Annotated in this window: 26 protein-coding genes and 2 pseudogenes; 12 read left to right on the plus strand and 16 right to left on the minus strand. The window is 66.6% G+C overall.

The genetic code is table 11. The features are described from left to right. The first annotated feature begins 116 nt into the window (after nt 1–116). The gene (locus tag FHR32_RS13375; RefSeq protein ID WP_221465386.1) at nt 117–683 is read left to right on the plus strand and encodes a TetR/AcrR family transcriptional regulator; all 567 of its coding nucleotides are present in this window, start codon (nt 117–119) and stop codon (nt 681–683) included. 183 nt (nt 684–866) lie between these two features. Here the strand turns inward: FHR32_RS13375 and FHR32_RS13380 are convergent, their stop codons facing one another. Continuing rightward, entirely contained in the window at nt 867–1409 is a 543-nt protein-coding gene (locus tag FHR32_RS13380; RefSeq protein ID WP_184754593.1) for a dihydrofolate reductase family protein, read from the minus strand. Nucleotides 1410–1725: 316 nt separating this feature from the next. On the opposite strand from FHR32_RS13380, the gene FHR32_RS44345 reads away from it, so the two are divergent. After that, nucleotides 1726–1995, plus strand: coding sequence for a hypothetical protein (locus FHR32_RS44345; protein WP_246466140.1), 270 nt, complete (start codon nt 1726–1728; stop codon nt 1993–1995). A 734-nt stretch (nt 1996–2729) separates the two neighbouring features. On the opposite strand, the gene FHR32_RS13390 is transcribed toward FHR32_RS44345, so the two are convergent. Both FHR32_RS13390 and FHR32_RS13395 read right to left on the minus strand, forming a co-directional pair. Then, nucleotides 2730–3359, minus strand: a complete 630-nt coding sequence (locus FHR32_RS13390; protein WP_376773312.1) for a hypothetical protein — start codon at nt 3357–3359, stop codon at nt 2730–2732. A gap of 32 nt (nt 3360–3391) precedes the next feature. Then, nucleotides 3392–4945, minus strand: coding sequence for an ISL3 family transposase (locus tag FHR32_RS13395; protein ID WP_221465387.1), 1554 nt, complete (start codon nt 4943–4945; stop codon nt 3392–3394). Nucleotides 4946–5150: 205 nt separating this feature from the next. Here FHR32_RS13395 and FHR32_RS42940 point away from each other — a divergent pair, with 205 nt between their 5' ends. Further along, a complete protein-coding gene (locus tag FHR32_RS42940; protein WP_221465388.1) occupies nt 5151–6644 on the plus strand; it encodes a serine/threonine-protein kinase in 1494 nt (497 codons plus the stop codon). Between the two features lie 520 nt (nt 6645–7164). Here the strand turns inward: FHR32_RS42940 and FHR32_RS47665 are convergent. The 6 genes and pseudogenes from FHR32_RS47665 to FHR32_RS13435 all read right to left on the minus strand — a co-directional run. After that, nucleotides 7165–7332: pseudogene (locus FHR32_RS47665) on the minus strand (IS256 family transposase); the annotation flags it as partial. Between the two features lie 54 nt (nt 7333–7386). Beyond that, nucleotides 7387–8238, minus strand: coding sequence for a hypothetical protein (locus tag FHR32_RS13410; protein ID WP_184754596.1), 852 nt, complete (start codon nt 8236–8238; stop codon nt 7387–7389). 186 nt (nt 8239–8424) lie between these two features. Next, on the minus strand, nt 8425–9657 hold the full coding sequence (ltrA, locus tag FHR32_RS13415; RefSeq protein WP_221465389.1) for a group II intron reverse transcriptase/maturase: 1233 nt from the start codon (nt 9655–9657) through the stop codon (nt 8425–8427). A gap of 630 nt (nt 9658–10287) precedes the next feature. After that, nucleotides 10288–10473, minus strand: coding sequence for a hypothetical protein (locus FHR32_RS13420; protein WP_184754598.1), 186 nt, complete (start codon nt 10471–10473; stop codon nt 10288–10290). A gap of 691 nt (nt 10474–11164) precedes the next feature. Continuing rightward, nucleotides 11165–11928, minus strand: a pseudogene (locus tag FHR32_RS13425) (IS5 family transposase); the annotation flags it as partial. A 308-nt stretch (nt 11929–12236) separates the two neighbouring features. Then, nucleotides 12237–12404 carry a hypothetical protein gene (locus FHR32_RS13435; RefSeq protein ID WP_184754601.1) on the minus strand — a complete coding sequence of 56 codons (168 nt, stop codon included), beginning with the start codon at nt 12402–12404 and terminating at the stop codon, nt 12237–12239. A gap of 64 nt (nt 12405–12468) precedes the next feature. Between FHR32_RS13435 and FHR32_RS13440 the strand changes: the two genes are divergently transcribed. Further along, nucleotides 12469–12732, plus strand: coding sequence for a hypothetical protein (locus FHR32_RS13440; protein WP_184754602.1), 264 nt, complete (start codon nt 12469–12471; stop codon nt 12730–12732). 429 nt (nt 12733–13161) lie between these two features. On the opposite strand, the gene FHR32_RS13445 is transcribed toward FHR32_RS13440, so the two are convergent. Next, the gene (locus FHR32_RS13445; RefSeq protein WP_184754603.1) at nt 13162–13824 is read right to left on the minus strand and encodes a carboxymuconolactone decarboxylase family protein; all 663 of its coding nucleotides are present in this window, start codon (nt 13822–13824) and stop codon (nt 13162–13164) included. Between the two features lie 12 nt (nt 13825–13836). Continuing rightward, complete coding sequence (locus FHR32_RS13450; RefSeq protein ID WP_184754604.1) at nt 13837–14655, minus strand: SDR family oxidoreductase; 819 nt, start codon at nt 14653–14655, stop codon at nt 13837–13839. Nucleotides 14656–14751: 96 nt separating this feature from the next. Here FHR32_RS13450 and FHR32_RS13455 point away from each other — a divergent pair, with 96 nt between their 5' ends. Beyond that, entirely contained in the window at nt 14752–15294 is a 543-nt protein-coding gene (locus FHR32_RS13455; protein ID WP_184754605.1) for a TetR/AcrR family transcriptional regulator, read from the plus strand. Here the strand turns inward: FHR32_RS13455 and FHR32_RS13460 are convergent. Then, nucleotides 15291–15491: a hypothetical protein gene (locus FHR32_RS13460; protein WP_184754606.1), complete on the minus strand. Its 201-nt coding sequence runs from the start codon at nt 15489–15491 to the stop codon at nt 15291–15293. The genes FHR32_RS13455 and FHR32_RS13460 overlap by 4 nt on opposite strands. A gap of 216 nt (nt 15492–15707) precedes the next feature. Here FHR32_RS13460 and FHR32_RS13465 point away from each other — a divergent pair, with 216 nt between their 5' ends. Then, nucleotides 15708–16220, plus strand: coding sequence for a hypothetical protein (locus tag FHR32_RS13465; RefSeq protein ID WP_184754607.1), 513 nt, complete (start codon nt 15708–15710; stop codon nt 16218–16220). Between the two features lie 224 nt (nt 16221–16444). Here FHR32_RS13465 and FHR32_RS13470 read toward each other — a convergent pair whose 3' ends face one another. Next, nucleotides 16445–16771 carry a helix-turn-helix domain-containing protein gene (locus tag FHR32_RS13470; protein ID WP_184754608.1) on the minus strand — a complete coding sequence of 109 codons (327 nt, stop codon included), beginning with the start codon at nt 16769–16771 and terminating at the stop codon, nt 16445–16447. 18 nt (nt 16772–16789) lie between these two features. On the opposite strand from FHR32_RS13470, the gene FHR32_RS13475 reads away from it, so the two are divergent. From FHR32_RS13475 to FHR32_RS13485, 3 genes are read left to right on the plus strand one after another with little or no spacing between them, the layout of a single operon-like run. Next, entirely contained in the window at nt 16790–17761 is a 972-nt protein-coding gene (locus FHR32_RS13475; protein WP_221465390.1) for a hypothetical protein, read from the plus strand. Nucleotides 17762–17817: 56 nt separating this feature from the next. Further along, nucleotides 17818–18762, plus strand: a complete 945-nt coding sequence (locus tag FHR32_RS13480; RefSeq protein ID WP_184754609.1) for a hypothetical protein — start codon at nt 17818–17820, stop codon at nt 18760–18762. A gap of 24 nt (nt 18763–18786) precedes the next feature. Continuing rightward, nucleotides 18787–19530, plus strand: a complete 744-nt coding sequence (locus FHR32_RS13485) for a hypothetical protein (protein WP_184754610.1) — start codon at nt 18787–18789, stop codon at nt 19528–19530. Nucleotides 19531–20032: 502 nt separating this feature from the next. Here FHR32_RS13485 and FHR32_RS13490 read toward each other — a convergent pair. Next, complete coding sequence (locus tag FHR32_RS13490) at nt 20033–20278, minus strand: hypothetical protein (RefSeq protein WP_184754611.1); 246 nt, start codon at nt 20276–20278, stop codon at nt 20033–20035. Continuing rightward, the gene (locus FHR32_RS13495; protein WP_184754612.1) at nt 20279–20611 is read right to left on the minus strand and encodes a DUF6247 family protein; all 333 of its coding nucleotides are present in this window, start codon (nt 20609–20611) and stop codon (nt 20279–20281) included. Nucleotides 20612–21684: 1073 nt separating this feature from the next. Here FHR32_RS13495 and FHR32_RS13500 point away from each other — a divergent pair. Together FHR32_RS13500 and mltG are read left to right on the plus strand one after the other, a co-directional pair. Beyond that, on the plus strand, nt 21685–22197 hold the full coding sequence (locus FHR32_RS13500; RefSeq protein WP_184754613.1) for a SigE family RNA polymerase sigma factor: 513 nt from the start codon (nt 21685–21687) through the stop codon (nt 22195–22197). Further along, a complete protein-coding gene (gene mltG / locus FHR32_RS13505; protein ID WP_184754614.1) occupies nt 22194–23144 on the plus strand; it encodes an endolytic transglycosylase MltG in 951 nt (316 codons plus the stop codon). Before FHR32_RS13500 ends, mltG begins: the two co-directional genes overlap by 4 nt. Nucleotides 23145–23471: 327 nt before the next feature. Here mltG and FHR32_RS13510 read toward each other — a convergent pair whose 3' ends face one another. Beyond that, nucleotides 23472–23909 carry an NUDIX hydrolase gene (locus FHR32_RS13510; protein ID WP_184754615.1) on the minus strand — a complete coding sequence of 146 codons (438 nt, stop codon included), beginning with the start codon at nt 23907–23909 and terminating at the stop codon, nt 23472–23474. Between the two features lie 72 nt (nt 23910–23981). On the opposite strand from FHR32_RS13510, the gene FHR32_RS13515 reads away from it, so the two are divergent. Further along, nucleotides 23982–24767 (plus strand): GntR family transcriptional regulator, encoded by a 786-nt coding sequence (locus tag FHR32_RS13515; protein WP_184754616.1) that lies wholly within the window; start codon nt 23982–23984, stop codon nt 24765–24767. Nucleotides 24768–25502 lie beyond the last annotated feature (735 nt).

The following is a 25502-nucleotide window of genomic DNA, read 5'->3' on the forward strand; positions in this document are numbered from 1 at the left end:
GCGTCGAGGAGCGGGGAGAAATCCTTGGGCAGCTCGGACGCAGGCCGTCGAACTCGTCCGGACCCACTGCCCTCCACAGCACGGAAAGTGACCGGCGTACAGGCGCTGAGACACGCGTGGAGATCCTCCGCGTCGCGCTGAGGCTTTTCACCGAGAAGGGGTTCGAAGGCACGTCGATCAGAGACATCTCAAGTGCGCTCGGGATGACGAAGTCCTCGCTCTACTACCACTTCCGGAACAAAGAGGAGATCGTGGCGAGCCTCGTGGAAGAGCGCCGTCACGAGTTTGACGACCTTGTCGAGTGGATCGTCGCGCAGCCGCCCGCGCCCGATCTGGCGCGCAAGGCGGCATTGCGGTGGGTGGAGAGCACTACTCCGGAACGCCTTCAAACGATGCGTCTCGCGCACGCCAACCAGCCGATCATGCGACGCCTGATGGACAGCGGCAAGGACGTGCGCTCGGCCTTCGACCGCGTCGTCGATCTCCTCGTCGGCGACGACGCGAGCGCGCAGGACCGTCTTCTCGTACGCATGACCTTCGACACCGCCAGTGCCGCGCTCCTCGCCGCACAGGGAACCGCCGTCGGCCCGAGCGATGTCATCGCGGTCGCCCTGCGCGCCAGCCTCGCGCTCGCCGACGCGACCACGGAGCCGGCCCAACGGGCGCCGGACGACCCCGCGTAGCCGTTCGGACCGCCTCGAACCGCCGTATCCACTTCTGTGCGGACCGTCAGCCCGGAGCTGACGGACCACTTCCTGAACGTACCGGCCTGCGTCGGACGCCGGGGATGCCGGATAGCACCGGAGGCCGTCCTCACCCTGCATAACAGGGAAGCAAGTCCATCCGGGAACCCGCGGATTAAGCCGTCACGCCGCGGGGCGGTAGTCCAGGACGATGGCGCCGGAACTGAAGGCGGCGGTGCCGGCCAGTTTCCAGGTGGAGGTGTCGACGCCGTCGGGGAACAGGCGCTTGCCGGTGCCGACGACGACGGGGTGCAGGAAGAGCTTGAGTTCGTCGATCAGCGTGTGCTTGATCAGGTAGTTGACCAGGTCGGGGCTGCCGTAGATCAGCAGGTCCCCTCCTTCCTCGGCCTTGAGCCTCGCCACCTCCTCGGCGACGTCTCCCTTGATCACGGTGGCGTTCCACTGGGGGTCCTGCAGGGTGGTCGAGGCGACGTACTTGGGAATGCTGTTCATCTGCTCCGCCCCAGGCTCGTCCTCCGCCTCCGCCTTCGGCCAGGCCACCGACATGCCGTCGTAGGTCTTGCGTCCCAGCAGCAGCGCCCGGCTGGCGAACAGCTGGCCGCTCTGGAACTTGGCATGCTCGTCGTTCCAGAACGGTGCGGTCCAGGCGGGGGCCTCGACCACGCCGTCCATCGAGATGTACATGACCGCGACAACCTTGCTCATCGTTTGCTCCTGACTCTGGTCGGGCGTGGCCCGTCTTCGATGTGTTCACCATGCCGGAGACGGCTTAAGGTTTTCTTACGATCTTTTCTCCCGCTGCGGTCGCGGGGCTGAAGACGCTATCCGCCAAGGCGACTGAGGCCGTCGAGACACTGGTGGCGGCCGACAGGCTGACGGTACGGCAGGCGTCGAAGAGGACGGCAACGTCCACCCCCACCGCCACATGCAGGGAACGGCCGGGTGCCGTGCGCGAGACGCCCCGCCCTCCCAAAACCGAAAAGAGGACGGGGCCCGGCATTCATGGCGTCAGCAACAGCCGATGTCTCTGGTCGCGCTGGCGGGCGCGGCTGATGCAGCTGCGATGGCGGCTACGAAGCCGATCGACATGAGGGCCGCGAGGGCGGGCGCGTCGATCCGAGAGTTGATGGACCGCATGGGCCACTCCAGCACGCGCGCCGCGATGATCTATCAGCACGGTTCACACGAACGGCAACGCGAGGTGGCCGACCGGCTCGACTCCCTCGCGCGAGGACAACTCACGAGCGGATCGGGCACGCAGCGGGCACGGAAGCCGAAGAAGGCCAAATAAAGATCAAAGCCCAGGTCGGGGAAACCATCCCTCACCCGGGCTAACGCATGAGTGGAGCCTAGGAGATTCGAACTCCTGACATCCTGCTTGCAGATCGGCCTGATCTTCAGGAGAAACGGCCACGACCTGGGCGAGGGGTGGACCGTGCGTGACCGTGACTGCCCCCTGTTGACCGCCCTTAATGGCCCGCTAATGGCCCGGCGATCACGCTCACGACCACCCTGTCCCGGGTCCGCTCGCGGACGGCGGGATCAAGCCGGCCAGGCCGCTCATATGTTGGCAGCCGGCCAGCGGTGCCGAAGGTGGATCCCGCGCAGATCTCAGGGCGTGCCGACGTCGCGAGTAGTTCTGTCGGCGATAGTCTGAAACTGTCCTGTGTCACCGAACCTTGAGTGAGTGTCATCGAAGCTTGAGCGGTGAAACCGCTGGTCACGGCGGCGTGGAGTAGTCCGCCGTGAGCTCGGTGCCGCCGATTCGGGCTGGTGCCCCTCGCGCCTGGCGTGCTGACAGCGCGCGGCCCAACCCTCTGACCAGCCGCTTCTCCAACCGCTCAAACTTCGCTGACACGGACTCACGTCCATCAAGGTCTAATGACACGCGCTCAAGATCCACTGACACAGGACAGCGTTTTCCCTGTCAGCGGGTTGTGGTCATGGAAGCAGAACGGTTTGAAATGGGATCTGGCCCACATTTCGTGACGGGCACGGCTGCTAGCGGGCATACGCGTCGTGTTCTCAGCCGAGTGCGAGAGGGCCGTTGATTTCGAAGTTCTCGTCCAGAACGGTGACGAGGCGGTCGGCGGCCCGCGGGGTGGCCTCACTGGCCCATTTGTGGACGAGGCTCAGGAAGCCCTGCAGTCGCAGGTGCGCCGTGGCTAGGAGGGCGGGCAAGTCGTCGAGCTGGATCTCCACCTGCGTGGGAGAGGTCAGCGAGTGGGCATACGACTCCTGTCGGAGCCGAACGGCTCCGACAATGTATTCGAGATCAGTGCCGGGATCGTGCCCGAGCCAGATGTCCTTCTTGTAAAGGACATTGCGCCACTCCCGCCAGTTTTCCAGGCCGCAACAGCAGCCTGGCAAGATCTCGGCATTGGTGGTCGTGTCCCTGACACGCAACCCGCCCGGGGCAACTAGCGCTTCGGCTTCGACCAAGTGTCGGTCCAGCAGATGGTGGAGATCGCTGATCGGTTCCGTCGGGATGTCGCCGTAGCGGAAGATGACCGCCATCGCGGCGCCGACCTCGGCCGGGGTCATCTGGCCAGAAAGGGCAAGGATTCGGTCACTGGCCGGTTCGGCGACAGGCCAGCCGGTGAAGTCCGCCGTTCCGGAGGCCTCCAGGACGGCATCGATGAGGATCACGTCCACAATCATCCCGCCGCGGATCGGTCCGCTGCTCACTACCTGGCGGCGGTAAGCAAGACCCGCTTACGGAGGAGCGGTAGACCGGCACGGCCGAACATCTGCCGTTTGATCATTTTGATGTGGTTGACGCGGCCCTCGACGGGCCCGGAGTTCCAGCGCGTGGTCAGGCCGTTGGTGACGGCGTCCAGGTCGGCCTCGAGGCCGCCTGCGAAGGACGTGAGACCGGGCAGGTCATCGGCGCGGACGGCGGCGATCCAGGTCTGGAGATTGTGGCCGCGCAGTTCGGTGAGCATCTCGCCGAAGAGCCGGATGTGGCCGGCGGCGGCCCGCAGTTCGGGACAGTGTTCCAGGATCGGCTTGAGCCCTGTTTTGTCGTCCTCGGTCAGGCTCTCGGGGTGTCGGGTCAGCCAGCCGGTGACCTGCCGGACGGTGGGTGAAGGCGCGGCGATCAGGGCAGATTCGACACGGGCATGATGCTCGTCGAGGTAGTCACGCACGGTGGAGTAGCTGCCGTGGAAGCCGAGCGCGGTGATCTCGCGGTGGAGCTGTTTGGCGTTGGTGCAGCCGGCGTCCCAGCGCTGGTGGAGGTGGGGTTTGAACGGGTCGAGCTTGCTGGGACGAACGCCCTTCCATTTTCCGTCGACCAACTCCTGCCAGGTCACGGCGCGGGCATATCGCTGGACAGTGTGACGGCTCCACCCGAGCCGGCGAGCGATGCCACGCATGCCGTGGCCTTGTTCGATCAGGTCGTGGACCAGGGCGTGATGGCGGCGGGCCCGTTCGGCGAACCTCCCGGTGAGCTCCGCCTCCGGCGGATCCGAAGGAGGGGAGATCGGGATCTGCTCTGGGGGCTCGGGTTCGGGGGTGCGCAGGCAGTCTCGGTGCCGGGCCACGCAACGTTCGACGGCTTTGCCGAGGTTCTGCCAAAGGTGGAACCTGTCCGCGACCTGCGCCGCGTCCGGCGCCCCGGTGCGGGCGCCGTCGGCATAGGAGCCGGATCGGTCCCGGCAGATGATCTCGACACCGGGATGTTCGGCCAGCCAGTCCGCGAGAGGCTGGGCGTCCCTGCCCGGCAGCAGGTCCAGCGGTGCCCCGGTCTCGCAGTCGATCAACACGGTTCCGTAGATGTGGCCGCGCCGCAACGCGAAGTCGTCGACCCCGAGCACCCGTGGCGTCGTCACGACCGGGTCGGGCAATGCCATGACCAGCCGCAACATCGTCGACCGGCTCACGATCGCCCGCAGCCCGCATGCGAGGCGGGCACCAGCCCGTCCGGCCAGCGCGACCGCGATCTTCTCCAGCATCGACCTCAGCAGCGGCGTCCGCCGCCCGTATCGGATGGTGAGGCCCGCGACCTGCTCGGCGAATGTCCGCCGTTGGCAGGCCGTGTTGCCGCAGATCAGACGCCGCACCGACAGCACGATCTCCATCCGGCGATCGCCCATGGCCATGTCAGCCAGATGACGCTGGTATCGGCTGTGCACCTTCTCTGACAGGAACCCGCAGTCCGGGCACGGCATCGCCCCGGCCCTGGTCCGAGCCAGGATCTGTACGAGGGCGGTGGACTCAACGAGGCGTTCGAGCTCCACTCCGGCGAGGTGAGGGAGGAGGACGCCCAAATAATGATCTTCGCACCCGGAGCATCCTCGTCCATCGGGGCCAGGCTACGGATCAGTATCCATCACGAAATGTGGGCCAGATCCTTGAAATGGCCCCACCCGGACTGTCCCACCTATACCCGTCCGTGGGATCGCCTGTATGAAATGATGGTGGTGAGATGGGACGGAGGTACGAATGGCTGTCCGGTTCACCCCGCTCGAGGACGACGACCCGAAGAAGGTTGCCGGGTACAAGTTACAGGCCCGCCTCGGCTCGGGTGGCATGGGGCGCGTGTATCTCGCCTTCAGTCCCGGCGGGCGGGCGCTCGCCATCAAGGTCGTACGACCCGACTATGCCCAGGACCCTGAGTTCCGGCGCCGCTTCAAAAAAGAGATCAGGGCCGCCCAGAGCGTGCAGGGCCTGTACACCGCGCCCGTCGTGGACGCCGATAGCGAGGCGAAGCTGCCTTGGCTGGCCACCGCGTATGTGCCGGGTCCCTCTCTGCAGCAGGCCGTCTCCGAGCACGGGCCGCTCCCGCTGCCCACCGTATTCCGGCTCCTCGCGGGCGTCGCCGAGGGTCTCACCGCAGTCCACACCTGCGAGTTGATCCACCGCGACCTGAAGCCGGCGAACATCCTTCTGGCGGACGACGGCCCTCGCGTCATCGACTTCGGTATCGCGCACGCCGCCGGCGCGACGACCGCCACGAGCACCGAAGTCCGCATCGGCACGCCCGCGTACATGGCTCCCGAGCAGGTCCGCGGACGCTCGGCCACCCCGGCGACCGATGTGTTCGCGCTGGGCAACCTTGCCGTTTACGCCGCCACCGGGCACGCCGCGTTCGGCGAGGGTAACTCGGACGCCCTGTTCTTCCGGATCCTCAACGAGGAACCGGACCTTGACGACTGCCTGCCCAAGCTGCGCACAATCGTGCAGCGGTGCCTTGCCAAGGATCCGGGGGAGCGGCCCGCCGTCAGTGAGATCATGGAATACGCGCGTCGACAGACCGAGGGCGAGACGCTGGGCCTTGCCGGGTCCTGGCTGCCCGAGGCCCTGGTAACGTCGTTGGCCGGATATGACACGGCGAAGTACAGGAAGACCGCGACGCCCGTCCCGCCGCCCAAACCCAAGGCGCCTGCAGGGCAGGGGAGTTCCGGTGGTTCGGTGCTCGGCTGGCTCGTCGGTATCGCGGTCGTCGTAGTGCTGGTCATCGGACCCGGCAAAGTGCTCGCCTGGGTCAAGTCCGATGGCACGCCGCCCGTCACGTCGACGGATGCGGGGTCGAGGTACACGCCGCCGGCGTCCGATACGGATACGGACACCGGCAGTGATACGGGCTCGGATACCGTCGCGGAGCCGACGGAGAAAAAGACTCCGGACGGCTGTGAGCGAGGGTTTAGGGTCATCGGCAACAACTCCGATACGTACGACAAGGCCAGCAGCGCCTCGTTGAGCGCGTTGGCCTCCAACCTTGACGCGGCAGCGGACGCCGCGGGTGACTCTGAGGTGGAGGCGGCGATTCGTGACCTCGCAGACGACTCCCGGGCCATGAGCGACGCCAATTCGAAGTTCCAGGCCGCGATCGACGCTCATGATCTCACTGCCTCCGAGGGGTACAGCGACGCCTTCAGCTCGGCGTTTGGCGAGTGGAAGGACGACGCCGAAACCCTCAAGTCGCTGTGCAGTTAGGGCCGTTCAGCGGCGGGCGTACGTGAGGGCGGGGTCTTGGGACTATCCGGCCGGAATTGAACGTTAAGGGCTTGCCGCTGCTGGGGGTCCCGGTAGTTTCGGCGAAATTTTCAACGGATTTGTAGGTCAGAGCCTCCGTGAGGACCTTTGGGCACAGCTTGGAAGAAGATCTCTGACCTGCATTGACGTTGTTTTCTGTGTCGTTACTACCGGCACCCCTAGACCTTGATGGACGTGAGTCCGTGTCAGCGAAGTTTGAGCGGTTGGAGAAGCGGCTGGTCAGAGGGTTGGGCCGCGCGCTGTCAGCACGCCAGGCGCGAGGGGTACCAGCCCGAATCGGCGGCACCGAGCTCACGGCGGACTACTCCACGCCGCCGTGACCAGCGGTTTCACCGCTCAAACTTCGATGACACTCACTCAAGGTTCGGTGACACAGGACATGAAACGACAAGATCCCGCCCGATCGCGATGATCAGACGGGATCCCGTCAACTTCAGTCCAGCCGTTTCAAGAACGGCCCAATCAGCCGTTGGGCGTTCTCATCCCGCTGATCGGCCAACTCGGCTATGTAGGAGTCGGCTTCGGCCTCCGGTGCGGCGGCCAGCATCCGCCTCGCACCTTCGCGGACAACCTCGTCGATCAAGGAGTCGTTCGGCGTGGAAACCTCAGGAGTAATTACTGTGAGCACAGGCGTGCCCTGCCGACGCTGCGAGCGTCGGCCTACCCGATTACCATCTATCGATCACTCGGGGAGGTACGCCGCCTGAGGCCGATCCACAGACAGGTCTTGAGCATTGCTCTGGACGGATGCCGATCCCCCTGAGCCAGAGGCGGAACCGGACGCAGACCCCGCGCTCGCACCGCCCCTATCGCTGATCCGGCAGTAGCCGGAGTACAGGAAGCCTCGCTTGAACGGCTTGCCGAGGTCCAGTTCGATGTTCACGTAGCTTGGGAGGTCGTTAAACGCCATGTTCGGGAGGATGAACTCCCTGCCGGTGTATTTCTGCAGGACTGTCTGCTTGGCGGCGGGCTTGCAGATGAACGGGTTCGCGTAGGTGTTGTATCCGAGCCCGACGCCGGTGTTGAGGTATCCGACGTCCTGACACTGGTACAGCACTCCGCGCATCGCGGCCGCGTTCTTGGCTCCCCGGTATCTCAAGGCGAAGTTCTGGAAGCACGACTTCGACTCGCCGGTGGTGTAGGGGGAGGGGCCAGCGGCTGCGACCGCGCCGAGGAAGTCCCTGTTGCAGCCGATCTTCGGTGACAGGTCCTGCCCTCTGAGCAGCGCGGCACGCTTGCAGCCGGTCACCGTCTGGAACGCGCCGACGACGTCTTCGTTCGGGCGGAGCCGGGAGTACGCGAGGACGAGGTCGATCTGAGCCGCGAGCGGGTACGCCCCGGTGTTGCCGAACTCCTGGTCGAGGAGGCGGAACCACGTCTCGAAGCTTGGCACCTGGACCTGGGTGTCCTGGGGCAGGGTGTAGACGGCGAGGTCCGTCGGGGTGTCGTAGCTTTCCAGGCCCGGAAACCCGACGTACGACAGGATTCCGATGCCGGCCTTCGGAGGATTGTCACCATAGAGCCTGCGCAACACGAGGTAGCGCTCGAGATTGGTGTTGGATACCCCCCAGGCGTACCAGAAGCCGCTGGGGTAGAGCGTCGTGCTGCCGCGCGGGTATGTCGTGGCGAAAAGAAAGGGCGAGGTCGGGTGGCCGGAGGGAATCTCACCCTCCGGCTCCCACAGATCCGGACGTAAGCCTCTCGACTTATCCGGCTCCTGTCATCCAGCTCGCGCCGCTGCTGATCTCCTGAGCGCATTCCGCTTCCAGTGCGCGAAGAGCCCCGGATAAGATCTCATGATCTTCTTCAGGGTCTCCCACGCCCGACGTGGAGAGCGCCGCAGGTGCTTGTACTTCCGTCGGGCCCACCGAACGAGATACTGATCGACGTGAGACAGCACATGAGCCGCCTCCGACGGGCGAAAGCGCCCGAAGTAGACGGCCCACGGCCCGACCTTGACATTGATCAACTTGGCGATGTCCTTGAAGCTCAGGTCGCTGCGCAGGTGAAATCGCATCCGGCGTAGTTCCTGCCGGATCGCTTTGGCGCTGCTACCGCTGATGGCCGGAGAGAAGGTCGTGAACAGCGCTCCGCCCTTCTGGATGGCCATCCGCGGTTTGAAGGTGTACCCCAGGAAGTCGAACGTCACGGTGTCGTGCCTGCCGTAGCGTCCAGTCTGCTTGCAGTACACAATGCGGGTTTTGTCCGGATGCAGCTGCAACCCGCCACACTCCGCCAGTCGCCGGGCGATCGCCTCTTTCACCCTGCAGGCCTGCTGCTCGCTCACACAATGCACGATCACGTCATCGACGAACCGCTCGAACGGCACAGACGGAAATTCTCTGGCCATCCAGGCATCGAAGGCGTAACGCATGAACAGGTTGGCGATCAGCGGGGAGATCGACGCGCCCTGGGGGCTGCCCCGATCCCGCGCGGCAAGCGTTCGGTCCGGCATCGACAGCGGGGCCTTCAGCCACCGCTCGACATACAGCAGGATCCACGCCTCGGCGGTGTGGGCAGCGATCGCCTTGAGGATCAGATCGTGATCGAGATTGTCGAAGAAACCCGCGATGTCCAGATCGATCGCCCAGGCATACCGGAAGCAGCGCTCCCGGCAGGTGGCCACCGCATCCAGCGGCGACCTGCCTGGCCGATACCCGTAGGAGTCTTGGTGGAATATCGGTTCCACCAACGGCTCCAGATAGGCGACCGCCACCGTCTGCGCGATGCGATCTGCAACGCACGGCACTCCAAGAATCCTCGATCCCGAGCCGCTCTTCTTGGGGATCTCCACCATCCGCACCGGGGCCGGGAAGTAACTCCCCGACGACATCCGGTTCCACAGTTTGTACAGGTTGTCCTTGCGGTCCTGTTCGAACTGCTCGACCGTCACGCCATCGACCCCGGCCGCCCCCTTCTTACTCCTGACCTTCTCAAACGCCGTCACGAACACCTGCCTGGAGATGTCGTACGGCTTCGAGCCTGGCTCGTTCATCCGGCTCCTCCCGAGAACTTCGGTTGACCATCAGACAAACCTGAATGACCCGTCCCCTTCGCTCCACGCCCATTACGGCGCTTCACCGCTACTACGAGACGGTCCGCCCCTGTGCCCGGCCACCGGTACTCAGCCCCTTGCAAGCTCATCGCTCCTTGGGGTTCTCCCTCTCGCCCCGACTGGCCGCCGGGGACACTTTCACGGGCGACAGGTTCCCGCGTTCCATGCCAGAGCCCAGATCAAGCTCGCGCCATCTCCATGCCGGACGCCGCCCGAGCGGTAGACAGGTATCCCCCGGGCTTGTCCCGAAGGCAAGAGCAGCCCCCGGTTTCGACGTCGTCTGTTTCTTTCGACACTTCAGCGATGGTTCGCTCGCGCTCGCCTTCTTGATCCCTACCTGACGCGGTCCCGCCGCGCCGTTTCCGCATCGCTCACCACCCCGGCTCTTAACCGACGCAGCATGCGGTGGTTTGGGGCCTCCTCCTGCAAGGCGGCTCCGGAGGGCCTACCTCCATCTCCAGCACAGTTACACACAGCCACGAACGTCCGACTACATCGGACCCTCCTCACTGCGCTCGCGGCGCACACTCATCGAATCTGCCGGTTGTTCCATGCGGTCAGGTACTCGTCCGGTGTGGAGATGCAGCCGACCCTGGTCTGGGCCGCCGCTCGCGTCGAGTCTGAGGGCGCCGCCCAGGTCATGGTGAGCGCGAGGACGCAGGCCGCGACGGCGAGAGACAACTTCCGGGCGGCCGGCGGATGCTTGAGGTTCATGCGTGCTCCTTGAGGCTCGATCGGCCGGTTCCGGTCGGATCGGAACGGGTCGAGCTACCGTGACCAATGTCAAGGACAGGGGCGATGCCGAGCCGCTGATGTGGCCGTTGATTGCTTCACTCGGACGGAACTGAGGGCAGGACCGCACCTGGAGGAAGGTTCACGGCCCGTACTCCGCACAGGGCACGGCCCCCTTCTTCCGAACGTGACCCTCGTCGGCATGGGCTACACGCCCAACGACATCCACGTGACCCGTAGTACTTATCGCTGCCTCCGGCGGGCGCTCCGGGTCAGGGGATGGCCAACCCGCACGCATCGCATTGCCTCCCGCGCGGCGAGGGCCGGGCAACACCCGCCACGCCCGAACACCGCCGGACGAACGCGCGCTCATCGGCATGAGCGGACGTTCCACAGAGACTTGAGTGCCCACCAGCGCGAGCTGCGGAAGCACACGTGCGTAGGTGTTGGTCTCTGGTCTTGGCGTGTCGGCTTACTTGGTGCAGAGAAGCCGACAGGCGGCGCAGCGAGTCCTCATCGCCCTACGGGGTCGTAATGTCTTGCGGCGGTGCGGCCCTGGTTCGGCGAGTTGGTTGGGTACGGCGCGGCGCGCGTGCGGCGACGGCCCGGAGTCCTGCGCGCCGCCGGGACCGGCCCCCAGGCCGCATGCCCGGACGACTGGCGGGAGGCAAAGGGCCGGGTACAGGTAGAAGTCCACGATCTGGCCGTCGCGGTCGGTGCAGCGGCGGACCCTCCCGTACCCGTTCATCCAGGAGTTCGTTCGCTCGACCACCCAGCGCTTACCGACCTGGATCGGCGCGGGCACGCCCTTGCGGGAGATCTCGCCGGTAAACCCCGGCTCTTCCAGTACGGCACGGCTCGGCGCGTTGTCATAGGCCGCGTCCAGATGCGCGATCACGCCGTCCGGCATGGCTTTGACCTGTGTCAACGCCGCGTCCAGGGTGGGGCCCAGGAGCGGGGGGTCATGCCGGTTGGCCGGGGCGGAGACGATTCCCAGTGGGATGCCGCCGCCCTCGGTGGCGGTGGAGCGCTTCAGTCCGCCCTTGGCCCGATCGACCGGGGACGGTCCCGCCGCATCACCGCCACACGGGGCCTTGGTGATGCAGCCATCGACCGATACATCATTCAGGTCCAGGCCGATGACCAGGTCGAACGCGCGGAGCGCAGCGGCGTGCACTCGCTCGGCCACCCCCGCGTGCGCCATTGTCTGAGACGGCGTCTGATCGTCCGATCCGAGCAGGCTACCGTCGCGATCCGTTCGTATCCCGATCCATGGACCAGGGCATCGATGACGTGCTCGAACACCACGCGGTCGGGGATCCGGCGTCGATGGCAGCCCAGCGGGTGATCTGGGTGGAATTCGGGGCGATCCCCGCCGATCACGGCGTGGAATTCGACCCAGATGGGTTCCAGTAGGGATGATGGCACGGCAGGCACGGGCACCTCGGTGATCACTGAGCGTAGAGAACTCCATGATCACCCCGTCCGTGCCTGTTCGCATCTCACCTCGACCCGCAGGCGAACCGCCATCCCTATTGCCGGGCGCTCTTATATAGGCGAGTTCTATTCAGAAGGTCAGCAGAAGGCTTCCTGGACCGAGTTCGGCGGCTCGGCCACGATGGGGGCATGACGGAGAACGGATCAGCACAGCCGCCGACGGCGGGTGCAAGAGCAGGCTTGCACCCGAACTGGGCGGCAGTGAGCGCTCTGGCCGGTGCGATAGCCGCCGTGGTCGCGATGATCGCCTACCTGGTGCCGCCGGCCCCGCCTCCGCAGCCGTCGTCCGACGCGGTAGTCACCACCCCGGCCCCGCAGTCATCGTCACCGGATCCGGTCACCACCCGGCCCGCACCGCCGACCCCGAGTCCGTCGCCTGAGTCCAGCGCGCCCCAGCCGCCGGTGCCAAGCCCCACACGAGCGGTCCCGACTTCCTCCCCACTGCTGTCAGCGGTCCGGCCCGGGGGCTGCGACGAGACGGTGACGGCGCTGACCGCATACCGCCGGAACGCCGGAACTACCCGCAGCAGCCAGGCAGCCGCGGCTCACCAGACCTACCTCGACCTGATGGGCGCGGTCCTCGACGCGCAAGGAGCGGTGGGGGAGACGATCAGTCGACTGGCCGCCAAATTCCAGGAATTGAACTTCCGGCTGACCGGCATGACCGGCGGCGATCCCAACCAGGTGATCGCGGATATCAACACGGACTTCGCCGAGATCAAGAGGCTGTGCGGATCCGGCTGACCTGACGACACGTCACAGCCGGACTGGCGCGCGGCGGCTGCGGAGCAGCGGGGGCCAGTGGGTCCGCGCTTGAGCGCCGTTCCTGCGTGCTCATCGCCTCCGCCAGCGCACACCCGACATCGCAGCCGCGGCAGGCGGCGCACTTCGCGGCCTTCCCGATCGACATCCCGCTACGGGCGATGGCCGCCGACTGCCGCCACGGCGGCACCGTCCTCGACCCCATTCAGCGCAGTAGGGCGCCTGATGGCAGCCACGGCCGGTGGCGTTGCTGTATTTCGTTGCTGTACGGCGCGGAAAAGGCCACTTCCTGATCACGGGAGTGGCCTTTGACGTGCGGTGGGGTGTTCACGAGTACGGCTGAGCAGCGGCGACAACAGGTGCCGAAAGATCGCTTCCCGGAATCCGGCTGATCGTTTCCCGGGGGTTCGTTCAGTCAGAGATCCGCTGTGGAAGCAGAGCCTCCGCGGCGGCCCAGGCTCGGGCGAGCCCGAATTCGGCGAGGCCGCGGATCAGGTCGCGAAAGGTCTCCTCGGTGGCCCCGGCTGATCTGGCCAGCTCCGCGTGCAGGCGCATCGATTGGCCCAGCGTCTGGTAGAAGACGTCCACGGTCAGGCAGGCGATCGCCCGCTCGCGGGCGCTGAGGTGCGGGCGGGCCCAGCGCTGGGCCAGTTGATCCTCGGTGAAGGCGGCTAGTCCCGGGTCAACGTCCTGCAGGTCGTGTACGGCGCGGGCCAGCGCCCCGGTGAGCGGCTCCGGCTTGACCGGGTTGGTGTCCTGCGCCTCGGGCAGGCCGATCTCGGTCAGGCGCTGGAAGGCGGACACCAGGATGGGGTAGCCCACGTAGGGGGCTAGGTGGCGGTAGAGCTCCCTGATCGATTCGGGTTCGACCCCGTTGGCCAGAGCCATCTGCACGTGCATGGCCAGGGGCAGATCAAGGTGGGGGTGGCACAGGTCGGCGGTCAGGCACACGAACGCCTTCTCGCGCATCGTCAGGTGGGTCAGGCCCCACAGGTTGTGGCCGACGCCGACGGCGAGCTGGGCGAAGACGGGGTCGAGCGCGGTCAGGGCTGCGGCCCCGGCGAGCTGCGTCATGGTCTGCTCCGTTCAGGACAGGCCCAGCGCGCGCATGCGCAGAGCGTCGAGGGTGTACTGGGGGAGGATGCGGCCGAGCGTGCTCATCAGTCGTGACTTCTTGCCGGCCGGATAGCGCGAGCGCGGCTTGCTCGCGGTCAGGGCGTGCAGGACGGCGCGGGCTACCACGTCGGGGCTGGAGCCCGAGCGCTCCTCTTTGAGCCCGGCGGTGGTCATGGCCCGGTAGGCGGTGCCGTACAGCCGCCTGCCCTCGGGGCCGAGGGAGGCCAGGCGGGGTTCGACCTCGTCCTCCAGCTTGTCCACCGCGTCGGTGTGGATCGAGCCGGGCTCGATGAGGACCGCCGCCACGCCGTACGGCTTGAGCTCCATGCGCAGCGCATCGTTGAGCGAGCGGATGGCGTGCTTGGAGGAGCACAGCGGGCCACCGAAGGGCAAGGTGATCCAGCTGCCCACCGAGCCGACGGTGACCAGGCGGCCGCGCGAGGCGCGCAGCTTGGGCAGCATGGCCTGGGTGACGGCCACCTGGCCGAAGACGTTGACCTCGTACTGCCGGCGCAGCGCGTCCAAGGGGACGAACTCGACCGGCCCGGTGACACCGATTCCGGCGTTGTTGACCAGGGCGTCGAGGCGGCCGAGGCGCTCAGCGGCATCAGCGATCTGGCCGGCATCGGTGACATCGAGCTTGATCGGGGTGACGGTGGGGCCGAGCGCTTCGCCGTCGGCTTCCTTACGCACCCCGGCGTAGACGGTGAACCCCTCGCGGGCCAGGAGCAGTGCGGTAGCCCGTCCGATGCCGGTGGAGGCACCGGTGACCAGCACAGTTTTCGACATTTGGGGGATCCTTCCAGGCTTGCCAACAACCGTTGACTTTGACGTTATCCGACCTGGAGACACAATGCCAACGGACGTTGGCCTACACTTGTTGACATGAGACGATCGGCAGCAGAGACCAAGGCGGCCATCCTGACCGCGGCCCGCGAGCGCTTCGCCTCCGACGGGTATGAGAAAGCGACGATCAGGGCGATCGCAGGGGATGCGGGCATCGACCCCGCGATGGTGATGCGGTATTTCGGCAGCAAGGAGAAGCTGTTCGCCACCGCGACCGACTTCGACCTGCGCCTGCCCGACCTCAATGGGGCGCCGCGCGAGGAGATCGGCCAGGCCGTGGTCCGACACTTCCTGCAGCGCTGGCGGGCCGACGACGCGCTCCAGGTTCTCCTGCGTACGGGTGTCACCAATGAGGCCGCCGCCGAGCGCCTCCGGGAGGTCTTCGGGGCTCAGCTGGCGCCGATGATCGCCTCCTTCGCCGGGGATCGGGCCTCGGCCAGAGCGGCGCTCGTGGCCTCGCAGGTGCTAGGGATAGCGCTGTGCCGCTACATCCTGAAATTCCCCCCGGCGGTGGCCATGTCGGATGATGAGGTGATCGAGTGGCTGGCCCCGACCATCCAGCGCTATCTGACCAGCGGTTAAGCCTCCCGCTCCGCAGCTTTGAGCGTGCGGTTCTCCCTGATGAGGATGTAGTTCAGCAGCCCGCTCAGAATGAAATGGCCGTCGGCGATGTACGGGCCGGGGAAGTAGCCGCCCTTGATGATCGGGAAGACGAAGTGGGCGATGCCGTTGAGCAGACCTGCACCCAGGGCGTACCACCACAGGAAGAAGTTGGCCATGCGGGTTCCGCTCGATCGGCGCGAAGGCCACTGACGGCCTGGCGGTGTGACTGGCGCTACCGGTCAGTCACACCGTGTTCGTGGGCCTTGCCGGCTATCACTGGAGATCTTGTGGACTTTCGGGCCTGCAGTGATCCCACCCCCTACAGTTTGGAGTTGCACACATACGTGGAGTGAATGCAGCAGTGCTGGGGTGCCGCTGCACGCCGGGAGACGATGATGTCGCCACTGTTAGAACGCCTGGAGCAGGCGGAAACAGCTGCACGGCAGCGGCTGGAGCAGCTGCTGGAACAGGTGGATGAGACCAAACGGGACGTCGAGCGCTACTGCATCACCCGGGAGACCCTGGCCGCGCTGACGGCCGAGGACGAAGGCGCCGGCGAGGCCGATCAGGGCCAGCCGAAGGACCTCGACGAGCAGGCCGACCGCGCTTCCGCTGCCGCTGATGACGACGCGGCTGATGATCACGGTGGTGCGGAGCGGCCGCAGCTACGAGGACTGCGGGAGCAGGCGGTGGTGCTGCTGGCCAGCGCCGAGGAGCCGATGCGGGCGCGCGATGTGGTGCGGGCCATGGGCAAGCCGGATACCCGCTCGCAGGTGGAGGGGATGCGCTCGCGGCTCAAGCGGCTGGTGGAAGACGGCTGGCTGGCCGAACGTGCCCAGGGTCTGTACACGATCGCGTCCGGGGTGAACGGCTCTGCCAGGAAGGGAGCCGCGCCCGGGAAATAGAGCACGTGCGCCGGTAAGGCTGCAGAGGAGAGGTGCCGCCGAGGGTTCAGCTCGGCGGCACCGGGTTGCGTGAGCCCCAGTAGGCCTTAACTAACCGTTGCTCGCGCGCTTCTGAGCGTAACGCGCCATGCGGTCGTTTGGGGGCCGTCGAGCCTATTTCGCCTGCCCCGGGACGGATATCCGACCCGGGGCAGGAGGCAAGGACGACGATGTCCCGCACACGTTCATCCCGCTCTTTCCGAGCTGCGTTTGTCACCGGGCGCAGTGGGCCACAGCCGAACTCCGAGGGCGGCTTCCAGCAGGGCGATGGTGGCCACGTCGGGCCAGGATCGACCGGCGAGCAGGTCGGCGATGGCTTGGCGGTTTACCCCGGAGAGGGCGGCCAGGCCGCGCAGGCTCAGCTTTCTTTCGGTCAGGACGCTCGCCAACGTGGCGGCGATCTCCTGAACGATGGCCGCGGCGGGGTATCCGACGAGGTTCGCGTGGGGCCAGGCATCCGGGTTGTCGGTCAGCTCCCGGGGGGCGGCCGAACGCGCGCGTCCTCCCACCATGACGAAGTTCTCCTATCGGTGGATGTCGTCCAGCCCCGTAACGGCTGCTTGTCCAGCCGCTATGTGTGGGGTGTGACCCTCGACGACGACACCTCGGCGAAGATCACCAGCTACCGGCCACGCAACGACCCACCCGGCTGGCAGCAGGTCGCCGAGCAGGTCCAAGCGACGGTCGCGGCCGCCGCGCCGATGACCGGTTACCGGGTGGAACGACTGCTGCACGTGGTCGGCAGTCTGGCCCTGTGGTGCCAGGCCCGCGGGCTGCCCGCCGACCCGGAACTGTGGCTGCGGCACGAGAGCATCGACACGTTCGTCCTGCGGGATGTGCCGACCTGTCCCCGCGCACCGCGCAGACCTACCGCTCCTGGCTGCGCCAGGTACGCGCCGCGCTCGCGTGGGCTGAGCGCGGCGAGGCGACACCGCCCGCACTCAGCGCCCCCACCGAGCGGACCGCCCCCTACACCGCATCCGAACTGGCCAGACTGCGAGACTGGGCCGACCATCAGCCCGGCCAGGTCCGCGCCGATGCGCTGGCGCTGCTGGCCCTGGCCGCCGGATGCGGCCGAGGCGGCGAGCGTGCGCGGCAGCCACCTGCGCATCCTGCCCGAAGGCGCGGTCGTCCTCGACGTCCCCGGCACCCACCGGCTTATCGTCGCCCGCGCCCGCTGGGAAGCTCACCTCGCCCAAGCCGCCGAATCCGCACTCGCCGACAGCGACCGCTATCTGTTCCGGCCCCGCCGCAGCACCACCTACGCCAAGAACCTGGTCGCCTCCTGGGCCTGGGCGCGCCGGCCGGCCGGCGCGCTGCCCGCGTTGTCGGCCCGGCGCCTGCGCGCCAGCTGGATCGTCGAACTCTTGACGGCCCGCATCGACCCAGGGGTGGTCGCCGCGGCCGCCGGGCTCGCCCCCGCCGCGCTGGCCCGCTACCAGCATTTCGTCCCCCCGCTGGACGAACCCGCCGCCACCGCGCTGCTGCGCGGTGGCCGATGAACAGCTCCGGCTTTCGCCCCCGCACCGCCAAAGCAGCAGCCTGCCGCCCTCGCCCGATGACCGAGACACCGCTGCAGGTGCCCGACGCGATCGTGGCGCACTTTGACGCTCTGCTGACCGAAACCGGCGTGATCGAGCTGATCGCGGATGAGGTCGGCGACCGCCCGGGGCCTGATGGGCTGCCGATCCGCACCGTGCTGCTCGGACTGCTGATCTCCATCCACTACACCGGCAAGGCCACCCTCGCCGAAGCCTGGCGGTTGATGACCTTCAGCCTCACCCCCACGATGCGGGAGCAACATCACCTGCCCGACGTCGATCCCGCCGATCCACACGCCCAACTGGCCAGCTCCCGACGCTTCTACCGCACCTTCGACACCGCCACCACCGCACTCGACCTCGACCGCGTCGACCGCAGAACACGGCTCCCACCCAAGGACGCCGACGCCTACGCCGCTGCCTGGGACGACGACGACCCTGAACACCAGCGCAAGCGCGCCCTGCTGCAAGACATCGTCACCCGCCTGGTGCTCACCCCAGTGCACCGCGCTCGCGGCCGTGGCTACCTGGCCCACTACGGCAGCGACGTCGGCATCGACGCCACCGCCATCCCCACCTGGGCCACCCCGCCCCGCACCCGCAAATCCACCGGAGAACACCTCGCCTCGATCGAGATCACCGCAGGCTGGCACTACTCCGGCGGCGACGGACCACCCACCTTCGGCTACAGCGCCACCCTGGCCACCGCCGCCCGCACCCACGACCACGTCGGACACCACCCGCAACTGGCGCTCGGCCTGGTCATCGACACCCCGCACCGGCGCATCGGCCCCGCCGCGATCACCACCCTGACCGGGATCGCCCCACTCGGCCTGCCCACCGGCACCATCGCCGTCGACCGCGCCTACACCGACCAGAAAACCGAACACTTCGCCCAGCCGGCCCGCGCGCTCGGCTACAAGCTCGCCCTGGACTACAAGGTCGACCAGCGAGGCCTGTAAGGCTCCCTCCACGGCGCGCTCCTGGTGGACGGCACCCTGACCTGCCCGCTCATGCCGCAGCGGCTCATCCACGCCACCACCGGCGCCGACGACGCGACCATCCGCAACCCCGACGCCCAGCTCACCAAACTGATCACCGCGCGGGAGCCGTACTTCCTCAAGCTCAAACAAGCCGCCGACAACGACGGCAAGGTCCGCTTCCAGTGCCCCGCCGCAGGCACCTCTCCCGCGGTGAACTGCCCGCGCTTCACCCAAGCACACAGCACCCCCACCACCCAGCCGACCCGAGTGGACCTGACCGACGCTCGGCGCCGGGCCGCACACAGCGCCGCCAAGCCCACCGTCATACCTCCCCCACGCGCCGAAACCAGTGATCTGCCAAAGATCTGCACCCAGCAGACGATCACCCTGCGCCCCAGCGACCTCGACACCAAAGACAAGTTCCGGCAGGACCTGCCCTACCTGAGCCCTGCCTGGCAGGGCGCCTACAAGAGCATCCGGGCCAGCACCGAAGGCATCAACGGCCGAATGAAAGGCCAGGTCATCGACCTGGCCGACCCGAGAAACAGGCTCGCCCACGGCCGCGTCGCGCAAACCCTCCTCGTCGCGCTCATGGTCTGCATCGCCAACCAGCAGATCCTGCTCAGCTGGCGGCAGATCAACGAGCTCCCGCTTCTGCCCGACACCAAACAGACAACCGACCCCGTCGATCCGGACGAGGCTGACGCATCCATCAACGGCGGCAGGCCACCACCAGGCCCCAACTGAGCACCGCGATACTCCCGCCCAACCCCGCACGCCATCACTGGTCGGCGCGAGCGCGCCCACCAGCCTGTCCCTCCCGTGCTCGACGCCGCCTGACATCACCAGAGCCCTCCGCCACGCAGGCCACTCAGGTCACTCAGGTCACAAACCACCCATCATGACCCTGTGATACCTCGGAAACGACAAGTGCCCGCCCGATCCAGAAGATCAGACGGGCACTCGTCACACTCGATCAGGCCGTCTCATGAACGGCCCTGCGGTGGAGCCTAGGAGATTCGAACTCCTGACATCCTGCTTGCAAAGCAACCCAGGAGGGGGCGGGACCATGGCATATACCCGCTCCCAGCTGCGGATACGGTCCACGGTGATCCACCGTCGTCCAGCCCCGTCCGTGGTCGTTGTCACTCGGGTTAGTCACCCAGAGGTCCGGCCTTCGGCAGGGCTCAGACGCTGAAACCGTTGGTACCCATCGAACGTCGCCGTACCGCCGTCGTATTAGGCGGGATCATGGCCACTCAACACGGATGAGGTACACCTCACGTTGCTCGTCCAGGACTACGTACGTCGCGAGCCCTCGCTCGCCGAACGCGTGAGTAAGCATGTTGGCCTTGGGGTTGGCCGGGTTGTACGGCCGGCCGCTCCACGGCGCAACTTCCAGCAGGGTGAGCAGTTCAGCGAGTGGACGTAGCGCTTCCACGGGGATCGCCGCGATCTGCTCTTCGGCGAGAGGGTCGAGTGTGATCTGGTGCACCTACAGGTCGACCCCACGAGCGCCGAGAACCTCACGCCACGGCCTTCCCGGGGAGACCGGTTCACCGGCAAGGACCTGCTCGGCTTTGGCATGCATTCGGCGACGTCCCTCTGGATCCCGCACCGAGTCACACGCGGAGATCCACCAGCGGTGAACGAAGGCGTTCAGCGCACCGAGGTCCAAACTCACTCGAACCTCATCGAGCACTGCCTTAAGTCCCGCGTCGAACGCTTCGCGGTCCTGCGGCACGACCAGGACGGAGCGGATAGCCCGCAGGCTCTTCTCAGGCATCGGTGAGCTAGGGGGCACGAAGTCCTGCGGCTGTGCGGTCATGCTGGAATCTCCTCTCCCTGCTCATAGAGCCTACAGACTTCCGATGGGATGGCTCAGAAATCCAGTCACCCGAGCACGCGAAAATGAGGCGATGTGCTGCGGCGTAGCACCTGGCCGCACAGTCGGGGGCGAGCCCGGCTTCAAGGCGCAGATGGAGCACGACAGCGACCGGGCCGCGTGATCTACCAGCACGCCGCCCGGAACGCCGAACAGAAGATCACCGACGCGCTGAGCTCATGCATGTGAACCGAGCAGAAGAACGATGACGGCGGGACGGCCATACCGGTCTGAGTCGGTCAATGGCCCGAGAGCCGCACACCATGATCTGTTGAGAGGTGCTCTGGCTGGTGGGGCCTAGGAGATTCGAACTCCTGACATCCTGCTTGCAAAGACGGGTTCCGATCTTCCTCAACCTGCGAAGACACAGCTCAGCGCACTGATCGCGTTCCCCGCGACTCCCCGCTGTTCTCCCTAGTTCCCCGTCCCGTCGGGCACACGACGGGCACGGCGTTGAACTGCCGACGGTTTTACAGCGGGCCGACGTTCCTGACTTCATCAGGCCTCTGACCTTGGGGTACGACTCTCGCTTTTCTGATACCAGGGAAGATCATCCCGCGTATATCCCGCGAGGCTGAGCCGGCCAGGATCACCCCTGAACCTGCGGATTAAAAGATCACCCTCGGGCTGTTCCGGACGGTTCATTACAGGTCAGAGGGCGTACGCGGTCCATCTTGAACGGCTCTGAACGCCCCTGTATCGCAACCCGAAGTGCAACCCGCCCACACCGTCATTAGGAACGAAGTCCCGGCCCGTCGATCGCCCCCGGCCCTGAGCGGAGATCAGCCACCATCAGGCGATCGGGAGGGCAGCACCGATCCAGAACCGCGTCCTCGTCGAGAACTCGCTCCGCGCCCTTCGCCCTTTAAAAATCGTTTCAGGCTGAGGCCCGCAAGTGGCGGAGGTGGATGATGCAGGCCAGGGCATGCAGCCCTTGATGCAGATCAGTTCGGCCATGCTGGCATAGATCGACGCCGTGTCCGCGTCCTTGCTTGGTGACATTGCGAGGAGGACGGGTGGATCCAGGGTTTGAGGCGGACTTCCGGGAGTTCGTCATCGATCGATCAGGGGCGCTGTTCCGTACCGCGTACTTGCTGACAGGTGATCGGCACGCCGCTGAGGACTTGGTGCAGTCGGCGTTGGCGAAGACAGCGGTGAAGTGGCGCGGCCTGCGCGACCCGGCGGCCATCGAGGGTTACGTCCGCCGTGTCATGTACCACGAGCAGGTGAGCTGGTGGCGGCGCCGTTCCCGCGTTGCGGAAGTGCCCACCGGATGGCTGCCCGACCAGGTTGGCGGGGAGCACGCCGAGATGGTGGACCTTCGCGTGGTGATGCGTACGGCTCTCGCCCGGTTGACACCCCGGCAGCGGACCGTGCTCGTGCTCCGCTACTTCGAAGACCTGTCCGAGACCGAGATCGCCCGGCTGCTCGGCCTCAGGGTGGGATCGGTCCGTAGCCAGATTTACCGGTCGTTGAAGCGTCTGAAGAAGGCGGCGCCTGAACTGAGCACCGTGAGGGAGTTCGGATGAACATCGAGGATCTGCTGCGCGAGACTCTTTCCGACATGGCCCATGAGGAGCAGCCGCCCCCGCCTGGCCGGTTCCTCCACGTCAACGGGAGCCGATCCCGTCGCCGCGGCCTCGCGTTGGCGGCGGCGGCAGCCGTCACCGTGCTGGCGGCCGGATCCACGCTCGCGGTCCAGGGCCTGTCCTCGCGGACGGCGGCCCCCGAGGTTCTCACCGGTCAGGGCTCCGGCGAGACGCGTGCGGAGACCCGGATCACCGTGACGGTGAACGAAGGGCTGCGGCTCGCCCAGGTCTTGAAGGATCTGTCGACCGCCACCGGCAAGCCGCTGGAGGAGTTCGAGCGGGCCGCCAAGGACGGTGGGGCGCTCGGCCTTCCCGCCTACGCCAAGGGCGCGCTGGAAGGATTCGCCTTCCCCGCGACGTATGAGGTCTCGCCCACGTCGAGCCCGGAAGAGATCCTCGCCGCGATGGTGACACGCTTCAGGCGCGTCGCCGAGGACAGCAACCTGGTCGACGGCGCCAGGCGTGTCGGCCGTACGCCACTGGAGATCATGACCATCGCCAGCATCGTCCAGGCCGAGTCGCACGACAAGCGCGACATGCCCAAGATCGCGCGGGTCATCTACAACCGGCTGAACCACACGCCCGAGATGAAGCTGAAGTTGGACAGCACGGTCCTGTACGGCCTGAACAAGTTCGCTATCAAGGCCTCGAACGAGGATCTCAAGAGCCGGTCGCGGTACAACACCTACGCGCGCCTCGGCCTGCCGCCCGGCCCCATCGGCAACCCGGGTGACGACGCCATCGAAGCTGCCCTGAAGCCGGCCGCCGGCTCCTGGTTGTTCTTCGTGACGACCGATCCGGAGAAGGGCATCACGAAGTTCGCCGACTCAGAATCCGAGTTCTTCAAGCTGGTCGAGGAATACAACAAGAACTTCAGGACCGGGTGATGGAGCGGCGCGCCGCAGTCCTCGGTTCACCGATCGGGCACGCTCCCTCTCCTCGTACCTCCATCGGGTCGCGACGACGCTCGGTCTGCGCGGCGGGTGCTGCATCCGTCGCGTCGCCAACGTCGTTCAGGGCGGCGTGGCTCGGTGCGGCGGGTTGCATGGGGGCGGCGGGTGCTGGGTGCGGCGCGCGGCCCTGAGTCCCGCCGCCGTTCGGGACCGGCCCCCAGGCCGCATGCCCGGACGGCGTTCGGGCGGCGGGCCGTGCGGCGGCGCGCCGCGCCGCCGCTTGATACCTACAAGAACAATTCGGCAATGTCACTCGTGGAGCTATGACGCTCCGAGTAGGCGGGTGCCGTCGTGGTGGCGGATGGCCGGCGCCTGGTCGTGGCGCATGGCGTCGAGAACGCGGATGGCGAATGCCTCGGATGCGAGTTCTTGGACTTCGTCCGCGGTGACCCAGCGGAAGGCGCGGGTCTCGTCGGTTTCGGTGAGCCGGCCGCCGATGACCTTACAGCGGAAGACCAGGGCGACGATGCCGCGGGTCATGTTCTTGTAGACGCCGGTCAACGTGACGGGCTCGACGTGCAGGCCGGTCTCTTCGTGGATCTCGCGGAGCAGGCCGCTGGTGATGTCCTCGTCGCGTTCCAGGACTCCGCCGGGGGCTTCCCAGTGGCCGTTGTCTCGGCGCTGGGTGAGGAGCGCGCGGCCCTGGTCGTCGATGATCACGCCTGCCACGCTGACGGAGTGCGTGTTGTGGTGATCCATCGGATTACCTCCGGGGCTGCTGATCGCTATTGTCGAACTGCGGTACATGTATGTACGAGTTGAGGAGTGGTCGTGGCCGAGCTGCCGTTGCCGGATCTGGACCCGACCAGTGACCGGGCCGTCTTCCGGCAGATCGCCGATCACATCAGGCATGCGATCGAGCAGGGCATTCTTGCCGAGGGTGACAAGGTGCCCTCAGAAGCTCAGCTCATGCAACATTACGGCGTCGCGCGGATGACCGTTCGCAACGCGCTCCAGGTCCTCCAGGGCGAGGGCTTGACGGTCGCCGAACATGGGCGCGGTGTCTTCGTCCGCTCTCATCCTCCGGTCCGCCGGCTGGCCTCCGATCGGTTCGCCCGTCGCCATCGTGAGCAGGGCAAGGCCGCGTTCATCGCGGAGACCGAGGGTGCGGGCGGGAAGCCGGCTGTCGACTCCATCACGATCACCGAAGAGCGGGCGTCGGCGGATGTGGCCGAGCGGCTCGGGATCACCTCGGAAGATCATGTGATCGCCAGGTCGCGTCGATACATGATCGACGGTCAGCCGGTGGAGACGGCTGTGTCGTATATCCCGGCGGAGATCGCCCGGGACACGCGGATCGCGCAGCCGGACAGTGGTCCGGGCGGGATCTATGCCCGGCTGGAGGAGCTGGGCTACCGGCTGGATCACTTCGTGGAGGAGATCCGTTCCCGGATACCGCTCCGTGATGAGGTGCGGGCGCTCAAGCTCGCTCCGGGCGTTCCGGTGTTTCACCTGGTCCGGACGGCTTACGCCACCGGTGGTCGTGCCGTGGAGGTGTGCGACACGGTGATGTCCAGCGATGCCTACGTACTTTCGTATGAGCTTCCCGCCCGATAACGCTTGACGAACTCCTCTAGAGGAGTCATAAAGGAGTCGCACCCAAATTCCTATAGACGAGCAGACGTCTGGAGTGGCTGTCTCCGGTGCTGTAGGAATCGGCGGATTCGAAGGGGCGAAGCCTTATGGCGGACCTGTGTGTCCTGTGGGGGACGGGGGTGGAAGTACGTCAGCCCTCGGCGCGGACTGATCGCCGGACCCGGCGAAGCCGCCCCTGCTCTCCGTGTGCGCGATGACTGCTCCACCTGCCAGGGATCTCGCACCCAGGAGACCCCGCAGGGACGGCCGTCATGAATGCGGCCTTCGTAGCGGGGAGCATCTCGCCGCTGGACACGGCCAAGTCGCTGCAAGCCGAACTTGAGCGACAAGAGATCCGCAACGCGCCTCCGCCGTCTGAGTCGACCGCCGAGAGCGCACCGTGTTCCCGCTCGACGAGTGCCTGAGCCCGCACGTGGCCATGGCCCAGCGTGATCATGTACGACTGGACTGGCGGGAACCGCATCAGGCGCTTGAGCGGGTGTGGTCGAGGGGGTGGACCTGCGCGTGCCGGGCCACGGTATATGAGCTGTGTGAAGGCGGGGGACAGGCGTTCATCCGGCGGACCCTCCAGCTCGAAACCGGCCATCAGATCCACGAAACTCCCCGCTGGTCGATCACTGAAGCTCGGGTGACCTGGACGGGACTGCTGTCCGGACGAGTCCGGTAAAACGAGTGTGGCGGTGCGGTCGACGAGGC

The organism is Streptosporangium album, assembly GCF_014203795.1.
GTDB lineage: Bacteria > Actinomycetota > Actinomycetes > Streptosporangiales > Streptosporangiaceae > Streptosporangium > Streptosporangium album.